Raw genomic sequence first — 15,958 nt, 5'->3', positions numbered from 1 at the left:
AAACCGCTCCCTATCGAGTCAGGTAGGCGAGACCCACCAGTAGCGAGAGCAGTCCTGCCGCGGTTAGAAAAAAGTGGAATAAAGACGTGCCGCCTTTTTTGACCATATTGCGCATGGCTAGCTTGATAAAGCTTGGCGGCGGCTCGTCCAGGGAGGGGTTGGGTTTGCGAGTGGGTGAGCTAGCGGGAGAGGTGTCTTGGGTCATGGAAGGGTGATGGGGTGATTGAGTAATGGGGTGGATAGGTAGGGGCATGGTTGCCATGCCCGTATAGGGAATCGGGGTGATCCGGCGTTAGACGGCGGTTTCTTGCAGGACCTGGTTTTCCTGTCTTAGGTAGGCTTGGATAAAAGGGTCAAGGTCGCCGTTCATGACATCGTCTACGGCGGTGGTTTCTTCATTGGTGCGCAAGTCCTTGACCATCTGGTAGGGGTGAAAGACGTAGTTGCGAATTTGGTTGCCCCAGGCGGCTTCAACCATGTCGCCGCGGATGTCGGCGATTTCCTGGGCGCGCTGCTCCTGGGCGATAATCATCAGCTTGGCCTTGAGAATGACCATCGCTTTTTCGCGGTTTTGTAGCTGCGATCGCTCTTGGGTACAGCGTACCGAAATTCCCGTCGGCAGGTGAGTAATCCGCACGGCAGTCTCTACTTTGTTGACGTTTTGGCCACCGGCCCCACCCGAGCGGGAGGTTTTAATCTCCAGGTCTTTTTCGGGAATGTCCAGAGTCAGATCTTCTTCGAGCAGCGGCATCACTTCAACGCCAGCAAAGCTGGTCTGACGCTTGCCATTCGCATTGAAGGGTGAAATTCTCACCAGCCGATGGGTGCCTTTCTCGGCTTTGAGATAGCCGTAAGCGTAGCGGCCTTCAATTTCCAACGTGGCCGACTTCAACCCGGCCTCATCGCCTTCTGAGATTTCCACCAGGTGAACCCGGTAGCCGCTTTGCTCACCCCAGCGGGTATACATTCGCAGCAGCTGTTCGGCCCAGTCCTGGGCGTCAGTGCCGCCAGCCCCCGCATTGATGCTCAGAACCGCGCCAGATTTGTCATAGGGGCCAGAGAGCAGCTGCTGGAGCTCCCACTGGGCCAGCTCATGATCCAAACTGGAGACGTTCTTCTGAGCCTCCTCCATCAATGCGGTGTCAGGCTCGTCTTCGATCAGCTCAAGGATGGCACCGGTATCTTCGACCTGACCCTGCCAGGTGCGCAGCTGGGAAAGGCTATTCTTATAGTCGCTCAGCTCCTGGAGCAGCTTTTGAGCGGCGTCGGGGTCATCCCAAAAGTCAGGCTGGGCCGCTAGCTGTTCCAGGTCGTGAATTTTAGCTTTGAGGGCGGGCAGGTCAAAGATAGCCCTGAGTTTTACTCAGGCGCTCAGATAGCTGATCGAGGTCGCGTTTAATTTGGGGAATTTCTAGCATGGCTGATTTAGTGAAAGGACGGTAGGAAAAGTCGCTCCCAAGAAACCGGCCCAGGAAACCAGGAAGAACCGGGAGCGAACTGCCGTCAGTCTCGACCGTTGATCGCAATCAGCAGTCGCAGAATAAACACAAACAGGTTGACGTAGGTGAGATACATCGATAAGGCTGCTGATAGCGCCTGGTCATCCTTATAAGTCCGCGGCAGGATGTAGAAATCGACCACCGCTGCCCCGACGAAAATCAAAACGCCAAAGGCGGAGATCGCAATCTCTAGAAACTGCGGGGTGTAAATGCCGAACAGCGTGCAGAGCAGCTGGGCGACCAGGACCACCACCAGGGCGATAATCCCCAGCCGCACCGTCTTCATCAGCGCCATCCCATCTTCTTCGGATAGGTTAGAGCCGATGGAGCGAGCGCCGATAAAGGTGACGCCGCAGGATAGGGCCGCAAAGCCGACGCCTGCAATCCCGACGCCCGCCGTTTGCAGGGCCACCAGGACTAAGCCGCTAATGGTGTAGCCAGTGAGCAGGCTGTAGGTGGCCAACAGCGGCAGTGCTACAGCATCGTTACCTTTTTTAGCAATATTGCCAGCGATAAAAAATAGCGCAATTTCAGCCACTAGCGCCACCCAGAAGGTGGTCATGAACAGATTGGGATTAGCCTCCATGACCCTAAGGCCGCCATAGGTGCCCGCTGCGGTCAGGACGAGCCCCGCGCCGACATAGGGCAGCGCCTTGGCAATGACGTTTGGCCCGACTAGCGCCTGACCTTTAGCCTTGCGCATCGCTTCTCGAAAATTACTGGTGTTGCTCATAAACCTCCTTCGGGTTGAATGAGTACGGCTCCCTAAATTTTACTCAATCCGGCCACTTCTGGGCAGATTCAGTTTGGCAGCGATACCCAAAAGCCTTTACGGATAGCCCTACCTATCTGATCCCAGAATCATCAGGCCAACGTCAGGCCAGAACGTCAGGCCAATGGGTTTAACGATTTGAAATCTTGGCCTAGATTAAACCCATAGCCTAATTCAAGAAAAATAGCTGGGATTTTGGCGTCGAGCAGATCTACGAGTCGAATGCTTCGACGCTTTTTGTTATGGCACTTTTCGTCTGGTATTGCCGATTAGACCCCATCGCTCCCTTGCGTAAATCCGCTGAGGGGATGGGGGGGTACCCCTCGGGAGTACCGTGATTCAACGATGGTGAGGACAGGGCGACTTCCCGAAAATGGAATCAATTCAACCATTCAACTTGCTCTGACAAAGGACCCTCCCATGACGACTCAAACCTCTTCCCTGCGCTCTCGTGGTATGGAAATGCTGATCGGCTACAAGCAGAATCCTTCGGTGAAGCTGCGCAACGACCTGGTTCGCCTTAACGCCGGTCTGGTTCGCAAAATCGCCCACCGGGTGAGCCATCAGTGTTCTGAGCCCTATGAAGACCTGGAGCAAATTGGCTACCTTGGCCTAATCCGTGCGATTGAGCGGTTTGACCCGGCTCAGGGCTGCGCCTTTAGCTCTTTTGCAGTGCCCTACATTCGGGGTGAGATGCTGCATTTCCTCCGCGATCGCGGCACTACGGTTAAGATTCCCCGTCGCTGGCAAGATCTACAAAAAGAAGGCCAAAAGCGCCAGGCCGAGCTGCTGCGTCAGTATGGTCGTCAGCCTTCGGACTATGAAATGGCGGCTGCCCTTGAGGTTTCGGTGAATGAGTGGCGTGAGGTCAAGCTGGCTAACCGCAACCGTATGCCCCTGAGCCTGGATGCAACGGTCTGTAAGCAAATTGACTCGACCATCACCCTCGGCGACACCTTGCCCGATGCCCACTACCAGTTCCTGCAAATTCTGGAGGAAGACCGGCAGCAAGTGCAGCGGGCCATGGCCCAGCTGGAGGAAAAAACCCGCTCTGCGATTGAGTTCGTCTTTTTCAACGGCCTATCGCGGAAAGAAGTAGCGGAGCGGATTGGCGTCAGCCCGATGACCGTAACCCGACGGATTCAACGCGGTATCGAGCAGATGATTGCCTACCTGCAGCCGCAGCTGGTCCAGACTGATGCTGAGTGCTAAAGCCAGGGGCGTCTAGCGCCGGATAAGTCCGGCTTTCAAATCAGACCAATGTCAGAGTTGATGAGTCGGTGGGTTCGGCCTGCGAACCCGCCGACTTTTTCGTGAGTCGCCTGCAGTTGGGGGGATAGCCGGGCAGCATCGCGAATAATTATTGACTCAGGCCATTTTCACCCCTACAGAGCAGCTAAGCTTTTAGAAACCAGGCCTGTTGTAATCCTGCAATGATAGAAGCCGTTCAAGCGCCGACCCAGCCCGCTCAGATTTCAGAGTCTTCTCAGTTTCACCGCTTGCAGCTGGAGCTCAAAGACCGCTGGCGTTCCGTTGACGAGTTCGATCGTCAGCCCCGGCAAATTTTAGTCGTCCCCTCGCTCAGCCTCGACCAGGCCGAGCTAACGAAAATTGAAGGGGTGCATCACTACGAAGAACGGCTGCTGTTTTCGCTGATCCGGCTGCGCAACCCTGAGACCCGGCTGGTCTACGTCACCTCACAGCCGCTGCATCCCAGCATCGTGGACTACTATCTAGAGCTGCTGCCGGGCATTCCTAGCTCCCACGCCCGCAATCGGCTAGAGCTGTTTTCTACCTACGACGCCTCACGCCGCCCGCTGTCAGAAAAAATCTTAGACCGGCCCCGGCTAATCAAGCGGCTGCGGGAAACGCTCAATCCCGACCAGGCCTACATGACCTGCTTCAACTCGACCCAGCTGGAGGCCGATCTGTCAGTTCAGCTCGGGCTGCCTTTGCTCGCGGTCGATCCGGCCCTGCTCTACTGGGGAACCAAAAGCGGCAGCCGTCAGATTTTTGCGGAATGCGAAATTCCCCATCCCGACGGCAGCCAGCTCACCCATACCGCCGCCGATTTAGCTGAGGTGACCGCCGAGCTGTGGGAACGTCAGCCTGAACTACAGCGAATTGTGATCAAGCTGAATGAGGGCTTTTCGGGCGAGGGGAATGCCCTGCTGCCGCTGTCTGAGCTGGCGACGGTGGCTCCCGATCAGGCTTCGCACCGAGTCAGGGTAGAGGCCATTCAGACTCAGCTGGCCGAGCTGCGGTTTCAGTGTCCGACCGAGACCTGGGAGCATTTTGAGCTGAAGATTCATGAGCTGGGCGCGATCGCGGAAGCCTTTGTCGAAGGCAGCGTCAAGCATTCCCCTAGCGTCCAGGGCCGGGTGACCCCGCTAGGCGAAGTCGAAATTCTCTCCACCCACGACCAGATGCTGGGTGGCCCAGACGGACAAATTTTTCTGGGCTGCACGTTTCCGGCGGACGACCGCTATCGGCTGGCGCTCCAGGAGATGGGCCGCCGCGTTGGTGAAAATCTGGCCGCCAAGGGGGCGCTGGAGCGCTACAGCGTAGACTTTATTGCCGTCCCGCAGCCGGACAATGCCCAGGAGCCCTGGCAGTTTTCGGCGATTGAGATCAACCTGCGAAAGGGCGGCACCACCCATCCCTTTATGGCACTAAAGCTGCTAACTAATGGCTACTACAGCCCTGAGGACGGACAGTTTTACACCAAGCACGGCCAGCCCAAGTACTATCAGGCGTCTGACACGCTGCAAAAGGAGTCCTATCGCGGCCTGCTGCCCAATGACCTAATGGATATCATCATGGGTGAGCAGCTCCACTTCAGCGCCATCGACGGCGTCGGCGCGGTGTTTCACCTGATGGGCTGCCTGTCGGAATATGGCAAGCTGGGGCTGACCTGCATTGGCAATAGCCTAGAGGAAGCCCAGGCGATCTATGAGCAGGTGGTGTCTAGCCTGGACCGGGCTACAGCCGATCTTTAAGCAGCCTCGCCGTCTCGCGCTTCTCCTGCTTGCGCTTGAGGTCTTCGCGCTTGTCGTAAAGCTTTTTACCCCGACCCAGGGCCAGGCTAACTTTCACCTTGCCGCCCTTCAGGTACATCTTCAGCGGTACCAGGGTCAGCCCCTTCTGCTCAACCTGACCGATCAGCTTGCGGATTTCCTGCTTGTGCAGCAGCAGCTTGCGGGTGCGGCGCGGATCGTGGTTGTAGACCTGATTGGTCATATTGTGGGGCGAAATATGCACGTTCAGCAGCCAGACTTCGCCATCCCGCACCAGCGCGTAGCCGTCGCGCAGATTTACCTTACCCGCCCGAATGGACTTTACCTCGGTACCGAGCAGCACCACCCCGGCCTCGTAGGTCTCTAAAATTTCGTAAGTAAAGCGGGCCTGCCGATTGTCGCTGACGATCTTAAAGCCGCCGCCTGCCTCTGATTTTGCCATCGCCTACTCCACCACAATGCACCATTCATGTAGCTCATATTCTACACAGTCGTTCTGAATCAGCGGGTCGGCCTCAACGATTGCCTTCGCCGCCGTCATCGATTCGGCCTCAAACAGCAGCATCCCGCCGCCATACTCGGCCCAATAGCCGGTCTTAGCCCGATGCCCCCGCTCGATCAGTTTCTGAACATAGGCTTTATGGGCGTGAATAAACTGATCAAACCGGCGCTTATCCACAATACCGCGCTCAATTTTTACGAACCATGCCATAGGCTAAATTGACTCAGGAACGCTCTGGCTGAGCTGGATTACTCTACATGCAACTATCTTACTGTGAGTCAAACCCTCCAAGAGCAAATCAAATCGGTTTTCAGACAGTCACTGATTTGGTCTCAGACGGCTGAGACTGCGATCGCTTACTATCAGTTTCAGCTTGAAGTTACATAGTCATTTCACCGAGGTACTGCCAATCAACGGAAGCACGGGGTTTCGTTCTATGAAGCCCAGTACGCCTTTCTCGATACAAAACGTGTAATTGCCGAAGATCTGAGCCACAGCCAGAAAGAGCTGCGATATTACTGCTTCGGTTCAAATCGGGAGGGGACAGGCATTCTCACCGTTCGGTTCACCTATCGATCTAGCTGCATCCGAATCATTGGTGCAGGTTATTGGCGCAAAGGTAAGAAGGTTTATGAGCAAGCAAATTCGATATAGCGAAGAGTCGATTGGCGAAATCAAATTGGTGCCAGATTTTCTTCCTTCCCCCGAAGAACTGGCACTGAAGAATGAGCAAACGAAGGTCACAATCACGTTGAGCTCAGAAAGCGTTGCCTTTTTCAAAGAAGCGGCGAAAAAGCATCACACACAATACCAGAAAATGATCAGGCAACTGCTCGATGAGTATGTTGCACAGCAAAAGAGGCGCTAAAAATCAAATGCATCCGGTCGGCTGCGCCGGTGGGCGATCGCTCGTGGGTCTCCGTTTATCTCGCGCCCCGTTGGGCTGCTTCATTCTCCGGTGAGGGCGGTACTCCCAGCATATCTATGGGCTAACATAGATAGCTATGGTTACTGGCTGATACAGAGCGTATGATTTCTTTTGAAGCAACTGCTCTTTTGTTTTTCTGTCTACTGCTTCTTTTTATGTCTACTAACTTTAGTTGTGAAGCACTAGGAGGATATGTAACGCATCTGCCAGATTTTCTGATTAAATCTCTCGAGTTTCCTCAGAATATATCAAATCCAGCAATAAACACTGGATTAGGAATAGTTTTGGGGAATTTGGTAATCAATATCTTTAAATACAGAAACTTAATCAATGATACTTCAAAAGTATTTGACCTAGTTGTCAGCAATCAAATAGATGACCTTTATAATATCCAAATTGCATGTGAAAACATAAGAACTCGATTGACTACTCATGCTAGGACTATTATTGGCTCACAAAATGATCCAAACACCACTGTGCTTGAGCCTCAACGAACTGCTGAAGAGAGAAGAGGTTTATTAATGGATACTGAAAGAATTAAGGATCGAGAGCGCACCATTAGGGATGATGACCTGTATAAAGGAAAGTTAGACGAGATCAAATTGTTTAAGTCCAGCAAGCTGGAGGTTCTTGTAAGATACTTTCGCAAACTCAAAGTTGTTCTCGAAGATCTAAGGAACTTCACTTCTTATGAGTTGCCTAACTCTATTGATGAATTTGACACTTTTAACTGGCGTTTAAGTGAAACGCACAGAATAAGCGAAACGTACAGAAATAGAACAAACTTTCTTATTGCCAGGATCAATATCGTAATATGTCTAGGGCTAATGACAAAGCGTATATTTAACCGCTTTGATACAAAAGCTCAACAAAATTTGGGTGAAGTATATCAACAATTGCTCAATCTTAAAAGCGAGATACAAGATGATGAAAATATATACTACTCACTTCTGAAAGAGGATTTTGGTGTAATTCAGGAGTTTGCTAAAAAAGTCGAATTGAGTTCAAAATACCAGCAGTCTAACACTTCGTGGCAGCGGACAGACGGAGGCTGCTGGTGATGAGTTCATGGTTATCTGTATTCGGTGAGCTTGGTCTTTGGGCGGCTTGCGTTACCAGTTGTGGCTGTGACCAAAGGTTATCTGTGAGATGATTGAGCAATCGGTGAATTAAATTTACGAAGTGGCTGCTGAGGTTGAAATCCATGCTTTACATGGTCATCGAACATTTCAATGCAGGAGCCGCTGCTGCTACCTGTCACCGTGCCTGCGATCTCGGTCGTAAATTACCATCAGGTCTTGAGTATGTGGACAGTTGGGTCGATTTAGACTATTTCCGGTGCTTCCAACTCATGTGAACGGATGACCGAACCTTATTTGATGTATGGGTCAAAGCTTGGAGCGATCTCGGACAACTTAAAGTTATCCCAGTGAGGACTTCAGCGGAAGCTGCTCAACCACGTCAGTGCCGTTGAGTCGTTAGAGATACAAGATGGTTCGCAAGCCCTGATCTACCTCTTCCTGAAAGTCGTCTGGCAGTGAACCAATACGTTCAACCAAGAACGTTTTATCAACCGCAAAAATCTGAGATACGTTAGCTACAGAATCCCTAGATAAACTAGATACTTCACGGGGTAACAACACATTTCCTGGGGCTTCTGCTAGCTGAGTATTTGAAGTGATAATTACAACAATAACCGTACTAATACGGCTTTGAGTAAAAATATCATCTTGAACAACCAAAACGGGACGACGGTATCCGGGCTCTGAGCCTACTGGGTCAGGTAAATTCGCCCACCAAATTTCCCCCCGATGCATTACCAATCCTCATAGGGCAGAGACATAAACTGCATCTTCGCCATCGCTGAATCTAATTCAGAAGACTCTTCAGCGTAAATTTGGTTGAGCTTGCGCAAGATTTGGCTGCGGTTGTATTTCTTTAGATACGCTTGTAACGCTTTTGTATAAAGCTCACTACGTGACACCCCTAATTCCTGAGCAAGCGCTTCTGCCTCTTCAAAAACCGAATCTGGAAGCGAAATAGCAGTTTTCATAATGACTTTGGCCGCGAGTCTGTCCTTTAAGTTATACTCTGGTTATACCAAAGCCGCAAGCGCGAAGGTGCCCATACCGAAGTTTTAGCCTCAAAGCCATGACTGAAGGATTCTGATTCAGCTATTGGGTTATTTTGAGAGATTTTAGGAGGTTAACCATGACACCAAAAGATGAACTGATTCAGGCAATTGAGCGATCGCCCGATGATCTAGTTTGGGCGCTTCTAGGATTGCTTAGGGTGTTGAAGCGGCAGCAATTACCCGAAGCGGTGCCCTCTGCTCAGGAAAAAACTGTTCTAGAACGTATGGGTGGGGAACCTAAACGTATGCTTTCTGTGGGTGGGCTGTCAGATCGCGATTGCCGCCGCGATTTGATTTCGATGCGTCTACAGCAGAAGTACAGTCAGGATAATGGCTTGCAAGGGTTGCGGAGTTAAACACCCAGTATTCCGATATGCCTGCTGATTTTTCGGATTTGGCATTAGTTGCAGTTTCTGAACGTCTAGACATTTCAGGCATTGCGACATTGGATAAAGACTTTGACATCTATCGCCGCTATCGAGATCAGCCGTTTAGACGAGTATTTTACCCAGAGTGATTTGGTAATTGCCACAGCTTTCATCCCATGCAACCGCAAGATTCCGCTGAGCCGCTGAGTCGTTTCTTTATTGCGCTGGTGCCGCCGCAGCCGGTGCAGGACTATGCCAATCAGGTGAAGCAGGTATTTCGCGATCGCTTTCACAGCAAAGCCGCGTTTCGCTCGCCGCCGCACATCACATTGCAGCCGCCTTTTCAATGGCCGGAACGCGATCGCGACACCCTCACCGCTGCCCTGACCAAATTTGCCGCGAGCCAGCAAAGCCTGCCGATTATGCTAGATGGCTTTGCCGCCTTCCCGCCCCGGGTAATCTATATCGACGTGGTCAAAAGTCCAGAGCTGATGGCGCTGAAGCCTGCCCTGATGGACTTTACCGAGGCGCAGCTGGGGCTGATCGATAAGAAAGACCGCAATCGCCCCTTCAAGCCGCATCTGACCGTGGCCTTTCGGGACCTCAAGCCCGCTGCCTTTCGCCGGGCCTGGCCCGAGTTTGAATCTCAGCCAGTGCATTTTGAGTTCATGGCAGAGGCGCTGACGCTGCTGCGACACAGCGGTCAGCGCTGGGAGGTGTTTGGCCAAGTTCCGCTTCAGAACTCGGCTGACTAGGCGGCGACGCCAGTGGGCAGGTAGCCCATTTCTTCGAGCTTGGCGATTACCTTATTGACGCTTTCCTCTAGCGACTCGTTATGAGTTTCGCAGTTCACGTCGGGATTGGTCGGGGCTTCGTAGGGGTCACTGATGCCGGTGAACTGCTTGATTTCACCCGACCGCGCCTTTTTGTACAGACCTTTCACATCGCGGGCTTCGCAGACCTCAACCGGGGCGCTGACGTAGACTTCGATAAAGTCGCCAACGCGATCGCGCACTTCCTCACGTACCGCTCGGTACGGCGAAATTGCCGACACTAGCACAATCACCCCATTGCGGGTGAGCAGGTGAGAGACAAAGCCAATCCGGCGAATATTTTCGTCCCGGTCTTCTTTACTAAAGCCCAAGCCCTTAGTCAGATTAGTGCGGACAATGTCACCATCGAGCACCTCTAGCTTGGTGCCCATCGCCCGCAGCTTTTTCTCTAAAGCCTCGGTGATGGTGGATTTGCCTGCGCCGCTCAAGCCGGTGAACCAGACGGTGACTCCGCGATGTTCTAAACCCATAGCGTTCTCAATAGCTCCTACTACTGACCATTACATTCGCACTGCCCTAGATAATATCGCTAGTCCAGAGGACTGAGAACACCTCGACCTTGATTTGACCCAGGTTTTGCCTCAGGTTTACTAACCTCGCTGCGATATTTGCAAAAAAAATATGAATGGGCTGAGGCTAATTCCGTCGAGCTACTCCTCTGAGCTGTTGGGGGCAAAGTGAGGGCCAACTCCGACTGAGGGCTGCTGTAAGCGCTGCGTATCCCTCTCCCCCGGATTGTACTGACCTATGAGCGGTGATAGGGTCTGAGAAATCAAACATTTCTCGTAAGAGATGCTTAAAACATTTTTCAGAGCCTATGAAACTGCTGACCCATTTCCCTGCCTGGTCTTTAGGACTGCTGCTGTTAGGTCAAGGTTTGGCGGCCTGTTCGCCTGACCAGACGGGTGAAGCGACGGGTGGAAATGCCCAAGGATCGGCTGAGCAGATTGTATTAGCGATTGGCGGCGAGAGCGAAGAAGGCTACGACCCGACCTTAGGCTGGGGCCGCTATGGCTCGCCCCTCTTCCAGAGTACGCTGCTGCGTCGAGATGAGAATCTAGAGCTGGTTAACGATCTGGCGACAGACTACAGCGTCAGCGAAGATCGCAAAACCTGGACGGTGTCGATTCGTCAGGATGCGGTATTTTCCGACGGCGAACCGCTAACTGCGGAAGATGTGGCCTATACCTTCAGCCAGGCCGCCGAGAGCGGTGGGCTGACCGACATGACCGGACTGGAAGCAGCCGTTGCCACCGATGACTACACCGTCGAGCTAAGGCTGAAGGAACCCCAAAGCACCTTCGTTAACCGGCTGGTAACGCTGGGGATTGTACCCCAACACGCCCACGGTCCTGACTATGCCCGCAACCCCATCGGCTCTGGCCCCTACCAGATGGTGCAGTGGGATGAAGGCCAACAGCTGATTGTAGAGGCCAGTCCCAACTATTACGGTGACCCACCGGAGATACAGCGGCTGGTTTTCCTATTTGTCGAAGAAGATGCGGCCTTTGCCGCAGCAAAATCCGGACAGGCTCAGGTCGCGAGCGTACCGCAGTCACTGGCCGTGCAGAATATTGACGGCATGGAGCTGTATGACGTCACCAGCGTAGACAATCGAGGGCTGATGTTTCCCTATGCCACCACCGGGCAAACAACTGCTGACGGCGACCCAATTGGAAACAACGTGACCGCCGACCCGGCAATTCGACAGGCGGTGAACTATGCAATTGACCGGCAGGCGCTGGTTGAAGGCGTCCTGGAAGGCTACGGCTCACCCGCCTATGGGCCGGTCAGCGGCCTGGCTTGGGAGGAGCCCAGCGCCGAGATCGAGGACGCTCAGCCGGAGAAAGCAGAGCAGATCCTAGCCGAGGGCGGCTGGGCCGACCAGGATGGTAATGGCGTTCTAGAAAAGGACGGTATGGCCGCCGAATTTACGATTCTCTACCCGGCTGACGACAGCATCCGTCAGGCGCTGGCCCTATCATCGGCAGAAATGCTAAAGCCAGTTGGCATTCAGGCCAGCGTTGAAGGTAAAAGCTGGGATCAGATTGAGCCGCTAATGCACAGCAATGTGGTGGTGTTCGGCTGGGGCAGTCACGACCAGACAGAGCTGTACAATCTCTACCACAGCGAAGCGGCTCAGGGCGACTTTTACAACGCAGGCTACTATGCCAATCAGGCCATCGACCGGACGCTGGATTTAGCCATGGGAGCGCCTTCGGAGGCGGAAGCGATCGCGTTTTGGCAAGCCGCCCAGTGGGACGGTCAGCAGGGCGTCACTGCGAAGGGCGATGCCGCCTGGGCCTGGCTGGTCAACCTTGACCATACCTATTTTGTCAGCGAATGCCTCGACATTGGTGATCCCCAAATTGAACCCCACGGGCACGGCTGGCCGATTACCGCCAACATTGCAGCGTGGCAGTGGATATGCGATTAGCTGACCTAATTAGATTTGCCGGGAGCCGGTTAGTCCGGTTGGGGCTGCTGCTAATGGCAGTATCCGTATTTACTTTTGTGCTGATCAGCCTATCGCCGATCAGCCCTGTCAATGCCTACGTCGGTGCCGACATTATGCAGATTGGCCCCGAGCAGCGGCAGCTGATTGCCGAGCGCTGGGGGTTAGACCAGCCAATGATCGTGCGGTTTTGGCAATGGCTGAGGCAGTTTGTGCAGGGAAACTGGGGGACGTCTTTGATTTTCAATCAGCCGGTGCTGAGCGTGATTGGGCAGCGATTTCAGGCTTCGCTACAGATGCTCGCGATCGCGTGGCTGCTCTCGGGTCTGCTCGGCCTGGGCTTAGGAATTTTCGCCGGGGCCTACGAGGGCAGCTGGCTGGATCGCGGCATCCGGCTCTATGCCTATGTGCTGGCGTCAGCGCCGACCTTTTGGGTGGCATTGCTGCTGCTGATTGTGTTTGCAGTATCGCTGCGGATTGCGCCGATTTGCTGCGCGGCGCCACCGGGAACGCTGGCCGCCAATGTTACCCTGGGGCAGCGGCTGCATCACCTGCTGCTGCCTGCCATTACCTTGAGTATTATCGGCATTGCCAGCATTGCCCTGCACACGCGCCAGAAGCTGATTGAAGTGCTCCATAGCGACTATGTGCTCTTTGCCAAAGCTCAGGGTGAGAGCCTGGCGGGCATTATCCGTCATCACGGCCTGCGCAATATTCTGCTACCGGCGATTACGCTCCAATTTGCTTCGCTGAGCGAGCTATTTGGCGGGGCCGTTCTGGTGGAGCAGGTCTATGCCTATCCGGGGTTGGGGGAAGCCACTGTCCAGGCGGCCCTACGCAGCGATGTGCCGCTGCTGGTGGGGATTGTCTTCTTCAGTGCCCTTTTTGTTTATACCGGCAATACGCTGGCTGACTTTGCCTATCAGGTGATCGATCCGCGAATTCGGATTGGGGGTGAGCGATGATCGGTCTGCCTCAAACGAGTTCGGCTCCCCGCTGGAACCGACGACAGGTCACGTTAGCTGCGATCGCCGTAGGTGCTGTTTTTTTACTCGGCATTGTCCTCAGCAGTACCATCATCGGCAGGACCGGTCTCGACCCGCTGCTGACGGCTCGTAACCAGCCCCCTTCCTTGGCCCATCCCTTCGGGACCGACTGGCTGGGGCGCGATATGCTGACGCGATCGCTCTATGGCATGTCGCTGAGCGTTCGGGTTGGCCTGCTGGCGGCGACCGTCAGCGCCCTGATTGGCACCAGCCTGGGGCTCGCAGCGGGAACCCTGGGCGGCTGGGTAGATGCGGTCATCACCTGGATGATCGACATATTCTTTAGCCTGCCCCACCTGGTTTTACTGATTATGATTGCCTTCGCGGTCGGCGGCGGTACCCAGGGCGTGATCATTGCAGTCGCCCTGACCCACTGGACCAGTCTGGCCCGAATCATTCGGGCTGAAGTGCTCCAGGTCAACAGCGCCGACTACGTGCGGCTCTCGCACAAGCTGGGGCGATCGCACCTTTGGATTGCCCGACATCACATGGTGCCCCATGTGATTCCGCAGCTGCTCGTCGGCCTGATCCTGCTGTTTCCCCACGCGATTTTGCACGAAGCGGCGCTTTCCTTCATTGGCATTGGCCTGTCGCCCCACCTGCCCGCGATCGGCATTATCCTGGCCGAGTCGATGCGCCATCTCTCGACCGGCTACTGGTGGCTGGGCGTCATGCCGGGCCTGCTTTTGCTGCTGACGGTGCAGGCATTTGACCTGCTGGGTGAAAATTTGCGCGCCCTGCTCAATCCTAAGACCAGCCAGGGGTAGCAATGCTTTCCATTCGCCAGCTCGGCGTTAGCTTTACCCAGTATGACCAGGGGTTGAATCAGCGACAGCTCACGGTGATCACCGATCTTGACCTGGAGGTTCAGGCGGGGGAAGTGGTCGCGGTGGTCGGCGCTAGCGGCTCTGGCAAAAGCCTGCTGGCCCACGCCGTACTGGGCATCTTGCCCGACAATGCTCAGGTCACCGGCAGCCTCCGGTTTAAGGGCCAGCCCCTGACCCCGGCTCGCTGTGCCCAGCTGCGAGGTCAGGACATCGCGCTGATTCCGCAGTCGGTGGGCTATCTCGACCCGCTGATGAAGGTGGGGCCGCAGGTGCGGCGGGTGGCCCAGCTCGGCGGACTTTCCAAGGCGGCGGCCCAAACCGCCGTTGGCCGTACCTTCAATCGCTACGATCTGCTGCCTTCTACCCAGGGCCGCTATCCGTTCCAGATTTCTGGCGGCATGGCTCGGCGGGTGCTGGTCGCGACTGCCGTGGTCAGCCAGGCAGACTTAGTGATTGCCGACGAGCCGACGCCGGGACTGCATCCTGAAATTGCCACCGAGACGCTGACTCACCTGCGAGAGCTAGCGGACGAAGGGCGCGGCGTCATGGTAATTACCCACGATATTGAAGCGGCGCTGCAAATCGCGGATCGGGTCGCCGTCTTCTATGCAGGGACGACGGTAGAAATTGCCGCCGCCGCTGATTTTCCCGAGCGCCTGCGCCATCCCTATACTCAGGCGCTCTGGCGATCGCTGCCGCAAAATGACTTTATCCCCGTTCCCGGCCATCAGCCCAGCCCTGACCAGCTGCCGACGGGATGTTTATTTAGCGATCGCTGTCCCTGGTTTACACCTGACTGCGCGGCGGAACGTCCGGCCCTGCGCTCAGTGCGCGGCGGACTGGTGAGGTGCATTCATGCAGACTAACGGCCTGGTGGGTCAGGGACTCTGGTTTCGCTACAGCCCCCGGCATCCCTGGACGGTGCGGGATATCAGCCTATCGGTGGGCCAGGGGGAAGTGGTGGGGCTGATGGCTCCTTCCGGCTATGGTAAAACGACTCTGGCCAAGCTGCTGGCAGGCTATCTGTCCCCCCATCGAGGGTCGGTGCTGGTAGAGGGCAATCCCCTCCCCCGGCGGGGCTACTGCCCAGTGCAGCTGATTTTTCAAAATCCCGAACTGACAGTGAATCCGCGCTGGCGAATTGAGCGAATTCTGCGGGAGGGGCAAGCCCCAACCCAGCTTGACCGGCTAGGCGTTCATCCCGGCTGGCTGAGGCGCTATCCCCACGAGCTCAGCGGCGGTGAACTACAGCGGGTGGCCATTGCCCGCGTCCTCAACCCGGCAACCCGCTACCTGATTGCCGATGAGATTACAGCAATGCTCGATGCCAATACTCAAGCCCAAATCTGGCAGACGGTGTTGGCCTATGTTCAGCAGCATCAGCTGGGTTTGCTAGTGATTGGTCACGATGCGGCTTTGCTGAAGCGACTGTGCGTTGGCGGAGCCTCTCCCAAGGAGAATCGCATTTTAGACCTGACTCAGCCCACCACCGCCCTAGTACCGCAGTTCTAATCACAATATCAATCCAGTTGGTACCCGTGCCATAATCAGTTCAAAGCACTGGCCAAAGCACTGGT

Annotated in this window: 19 protein-coding genes and 3 pseudogenes; 14 read left to right on the top strand and 8 right to left on the bottom strand. The window is 54.8% G+C overall.

The features are described 5' to 3' along the window. Positions 1 to 10: 10 nt before the first annotated feature. The 3 genes from IQ241_RS11785 to IQ241_RS11775 form a co-directional block, all read right to left on the bottom strand. Complete coding sequence (locus IQ241_RS11785; RefSeq protein ID WP_193907385.1) at positions 11 to 205, bottom strand: DUF3285 domain-containing protein; 195 nt, start codon at positions 203 to 205, stop codon at positions 11 to 13. A gap of 87 nt (positions 206 to 292) precedes the next feature. Continuing rightward, positions 293 to 1,418, bottom strand: a protein-coding gene (prfB, locus tag IQ241_RS11780; RefSeq protein WP_193907309.1) for a peptide chain release factor 2 whose coding sequence is annotated in 2 segments (ribosomal slippage) — positions 293 to 1,342 and positions 1,344 to 1,418 — 1,125 coding nt in all. Because the reading frame shifts where the segments join, the coding sequence is not laid out codon by codon here. A gap of 85 nt (positions 1,419 to 1,503) precedes the next feature. Beyond that, positions 1,504 to 2,232, bottom strand: coding sequence for a Bax inhibitor-1/YccA family protein (locus IQ241_RS11775; protein ID WP_193907307.1), 729 nt, complete (start codon positions 2,230 to 2,232; stop codon positions 1,504 to 1,506). A gap of 459 nt (positions 2,233 to 2,691) precedes the next feature. Between IQ241_RS11775 and IQ241_RS11770 the strand changes: the two genes are divergently transcribed. Next, entirely contained in the window at positions 2,692 to 3,483 is a 792-nt protein-coding gene (locus tag IQ241_RS11770; protein ID WP_193907305.1) for an RNA polymerase sigma factor SigF, read from the top strand. A gap of 221 nt (positions 3,484 to 3,704) precedes the next feature. After that, positions 3,705 to 5,270: a peptide ligase PGM1-related protein gene (locus tag IQ241_RS11765; RefSeq protein ID WP_193907303.1), complete on the top strand. Its 1,566-nt coding sequence runs from the start codon at positions 3,705 to 3,707 to the stop codon at positions 5,268 to 5,270. Here the strand turns inward: IQ241_RS11765 and smpB are convergent. Both smpB and IQ241_RS11755 read right to left on the bottom strand, forming a co-directional pair. After that, positions 5,254 to 5,730 carry an SsrA-binding protein SmpB gene (smpB, locus tag IQ241_RS11760; protein WP_193907300.1) on the bottom strand — a complete coding sequence of 159 codons (477 nt, stop codon included), beginning with the start codon at positions 5,728 to 5,730 and terminating at the stop codon, positions 5,254 to 5,256. The two genes, IQ241_RS11765 and smpB, sit on opposite strands and share 17 nt — an antisense overlap. 3 nt (positions 5,731 to 5,733) lie before the next feature. Then, positions 5,734 to 6,000, bottom strand: a complete 267-nt coding sequence (locus tag IQ241_RS11755; RefSeq protein WP_193907292.1) for a YciI family protein — start codon at positions 5,998 to 6,000, stop codon at positions 5,734 to 5,736. Positions 6,001 to 6,198: 198 nt separating this feature from the next. On the opposite strand from IQ241_RS11755, the pseudogene IQ241_RS26525 reads away from it, so the two are divergent. The 4 genes and pseudogenes from IQ241_RS26525 to IQ241_RS26520 form a co-directional block, all read left to right on the top strand. Continuing rightward, positions 6,199 to 6,444: pseudogene (locus IQ241_RS26525) on the top strand (BrnT family toxin); the annotation flags it as partial. After that, positions 6,422 to 6,658, top strand: coding sequence for a BrnA antitoxin family protein (locus tag IQ241_RS11745; protein ID WP_193907290.1), 237 nt, complete (start codon positions 6,422 to 6,424; stop codon positions 6,656 to 6,658). The pseudogene IQ241_RS26525 and the gene IQ241_RS11745, both read left to right, overlap by 23 nt. Before the next feature lie 161 nt (positions 6,659 to 6,819). After that, on the top strand, positions 6,820 to 7,779 hold the full coding sequence (locus tag IQ241_RS11740; RefSeq protein WP_193907288.1) for a hypothetical protein: 960 nt from the start codon (positions 6,820 to 6,822) through the stop codon (positions 7,777 to 7,779). A 143-nt stretch (positions 7,780 to 7,922) separates the two neighbouring features. Then, positions 7,923 to 8,192: pseudogene (locus IQ241_RS26520) on the top strand (DUF3303 domain-containing protein). Positions 8,193 to 8,196: 4 nt separating this feature from the next. Here IQ241_RS26520 and IQ241_RS11735 read toward each other — a convergent pair. Both IQ241_RS11735 and IQ241_RS11730 read right to left on the bottom strand, forming a co-directional pair. After that, positions 8,197 to 8,535, bottom strand: a complete 339-nt coding sequence (locus IQ241_RS11735) for a type II toxin-antitoxin system PemK/MazF family toxin (protein ID WP_228021618.1) — start codon at positions 8,533 to 8,535, stop codon at positions 8,197 to 8,199. Continuing rightward, complete coding sequence (locus tag IQ241_RS11730) at positions 8,535 to 8,771, bottom strand: ribbon-helix-helix domain-containing protein (protein WP_193907284.1); 237 nt, start codon at positions 8,769 to 8,771, stop codon at positions 8,535 to 8,537. Before IQ241_RS11730 ends, IQ241_RS11735 begins: the two co-directional genes overlap by 1 nt. Before the next feature lie 158 nt (positions 8,772 to 8,929). On the opposite strand from IQ241_RS11730, the gene IQ241_RS11725 reads away from it, so the two are divergent. From IQ241_RS11725 to IQ241_RS11720, 3 genes and pseudogenes are all read left to right on the top strand, one after another. Next, positions 8,930 to 9,208, top strand: coding sequence for a hypothetical protein (locus tag IQ241_RS11725; protein WP_193907282.1), 279 nt, complete (start codon positions 8,930 to 8,932; stop codon positions 9,206 to 9,208). Continuing rightward, positions 9,190 to 9,369, top strand: a pseudogene (locus IQ241_RS26515) (VapC toxin family PIN domain ribonuclease); the annotation flags it as partial. The gene IQ241_RS11725 and the pseudogene IQ241_RS26515, both read left to right, overlap by 19 nt. Positions 9,370 to 9,396: 27 nt before the next feature. After that, positions 9,397 to 9,975 carry a 2'-5' RNA ligase family protein gene (locus IQ241_RS11720; protein WP_193907281.1) on the top strand — a complete coding sequence of 193 codons (579 nt, stop codon included), beginning with the start codon at positions 9,397 to 9,399 and terminating at the stop codon, positions 9,973 to 9,975. Here IQ241_RS11720 and cysC read toward each other — a convergent pair. Then, entirely contained in the window at positions 9,972 to 10,523 is a 552-nt protein-coding gene (gene cysC / locus IQ241_RS11715; protein ID WP_193907279.1) for an adenylyl-sulfate kinase, read from the bottom strand. The genes IQ241_RS11720 and cysC overlap by 4 nt on opposite strands. 347 nt (positions 10,524 to 10,870) lie before the next feature. Between cysC and IQ241_RS11710 the strand changes: the two genes are divergently transcribed. Genes IQ241_RS11710 through IQ241_RS11690 form a run of 5 tightly spaced genes read left to right on the top strand, consistent with a single transcriptional unit; the run spans position 10,871 to position 15,893 of the window. After that, entirely contained in the window at positions 10,871 to 12,490 is a 1,620-nt protein-coding gene (locus IQ241_RS11710; protein WP_193907276.1) for an ABC transporter substrate-binding protein, read from the top strand. Further along, a complete protein-coding gene (locus IQ241_RS11705) occupies positions 12,481 to 13,473 on the top strand; it encodes an ABC transporter permease (protein WP_193907274.1) in 993 nt (330 codons plus the stop codon). The genes IQ241_RS11710 and IQ241_RS11705 overlap by 10 nt, the downstream gene beginning before the upstream one ends. Then, positions 13,470 to 14,321, top strand: coding sequence for an ABC transporter permease (locus tag IQ241_RS11700; protein ID WP_193907272.1), 852 nt, complete (start codon positions 13,470 to 13,472; stop codon positions 14,319 to 14,321). The genes IQ241_RS11705 and IQ241_RS11700 overlap by 4 nt, the downstream gene beginning before the upstream one ends. 2 nt (positions 14,322 to 14,323) lie before the next feature. Continuing rightward, entirely contained in the window at positions 14,324 to 15,247 is a 924-nt protein-coding gene (locus IQ241_RS11695) for an ABC transporter ATP-binding protein (RefSeq protein ID WP_193907271.1), read from the top strand. Next, on the top strand, positions 15,237 to 15,893 hold the full coding sequence (locus tag IQ241_RS11690) for an ABC transporter ATP-binding protein (protein ID WP_193907269.1): 657 nt from the start codon (positions 15,237 to 15,239) through the stop codon (positions 15,891 to 15,893). The genes IQ241_RS11695 and IQ241_RS11690 overlap by 11 nt, the downstream gene beginning before the upstream one ends. Positions 15,894 to 15,958 lie beyond the last annotated feature (65 nt).

Origin of the sequence: Vasconcelosia minhoensis LEGE 07310, assembly GCF_015207255.1 — a bacterium.
Classification (GTDB): domain Bacteria; phylum Cyanobacteriota; class Cyanobacteriia; order Phormidesmidales; family Phormidesmidaceae; genus Vasconcelosia; species Vasconcelosia minhoensis.
Note: the sequence above shows the minus strand (reverse complement) of the source record. Positions and strands in the feature narration are given on the sequence as shown.

Excerpts from the sequence above, each read along its gene's own strand:
- cysC (WP_193907279.1), bottom strand. The coding sequence starts at position 10,523 with ATGGGTTTAGAACATCGCGGAGTCACCGTCTGGTTCACCGGCTTGAGC.
- IQ241_RS11725 (WP_193907282.1), top strand. The coding sequence starts at position 8,930 with ATGACACCAAAAGATGAACTGATTCAGGCAATTGAGCGATCGCCCGAT.
- IQ241_RS11740 (WP_193907288.1), top strand. The coding sequence starts at position 6,820 with ATGATTTCTTTTGAAGCAACTGCTCTTTTGTTTTTCTGTCTACTGCTT.
- IQ241_RS11710 (WP_193907276.1), top strand. The coding sequence starts at position 10,871 with ATGAAACTGCTGACCCATTTCCCTGCCTGGTCTTTAGGACTGCTGCTG.
- IQ241_RS11720 (WP_193907281.1), top strand. The coding sequence starts at position 9,397 with ATGCAACCGCAAGATTCCGCTGAGCCGCTGAGTCGTTTCTTTATTGCG.
- IQ241_RS11735 (WP_228021618.1), bottom strand. The coding sequence starts at position 8,535 with ATGCATCGGGGGGAAATTTGGTGGGCGAATTTACCTGACCCAGTAGGC.
- IQ241_RS11770 (WP_193907305.1), top strand. The coding sequence starts at position 2,692 with ATGACGACTCAAACCTCTTCCCTGCGCTCTCGTGGTATGGAAATGCTG.
- IQ241_RS11705 (WP_193907274.1), top strand. The coding sequence starts at position 12,481 with ATGCGATTAGCTGACCTAATTAGATTTGCCGGGAGCCGGTTAGTCCGG.
- IQ241_RS11785 (WP_193907385.1), bottom strand. The coding sequence starts at position 205 with ATGACCCAAGACACCTCTCCCGCTAGCTCACCCACTCGCAAACCCAAC.
- IQ241_RS11775 (WP_193907307.1), bottom strand. The coding sequence starts at position 2,232 with ATGAGCAACACCAGTAATTTTCGAGAAGCGATGCGCAAGGCTAAAGGT.
- IQ241_RS11690 (WP_193907269.1), top strand. The coding sequence starts at position 15,237 with ATGCAGACTAACGGCCTGGTGGGTCAGGGACTCTGGTTTCGCTACAGC.
- smpB (WP_193907300.1), bottom strand. The coding sequence starts at position 5,730 with ATGGCAAAATCAGAGGCAGGCGGCGGCTTTAAGATCGTCAGCGACAAT.
- IQ241_RS11700 (WP_193907272.1), top strand. The coding sequence starts at position 13,470 with ATGATCGGTCTGCCTCAAACGAGTTCGGCTCCCCGCTGGAACCGACGA.
- IQ241_RS11745 (WP_193907290.1), top strand. The coding sequence starts at position 6,422 with ATGAGCAAGCAAATTCGATATAGCGAAGAGTCGATTGGCGAAATCAAA.
- IQ241_RS11765 (WP_193907303.1), top strand. The coding sequence starts at position 3,705 with ATGATAGAAGCCGTTCAAGCGCCGACCCAGCCCGCTCAGATTTCAGAG.
- IQ241_RS11695 (WP_193907271.1), top strand. The coding sequence starts at position 14,324 with ATGCTTTCCATTCGCCAGCTCGGCGTTAGCTTTACCCAGTATGACCAG.
- IQ241_RS11730 (WP_193907284.1), bottom strand. The coding sequence starts at position 8,771 with ATGAAAACTGCTATTTCGCTTCCAGATTCGGTTTTTGAAGAGGCAGAA.
- IQ241_RS11755 (WP_193907292.1), bottom strand. The coding sequence starts at position 6,000 with ATGGCATGGTTCGTAAAAATTGAGCGCGGTATTGTGGATAAGCGCCGG.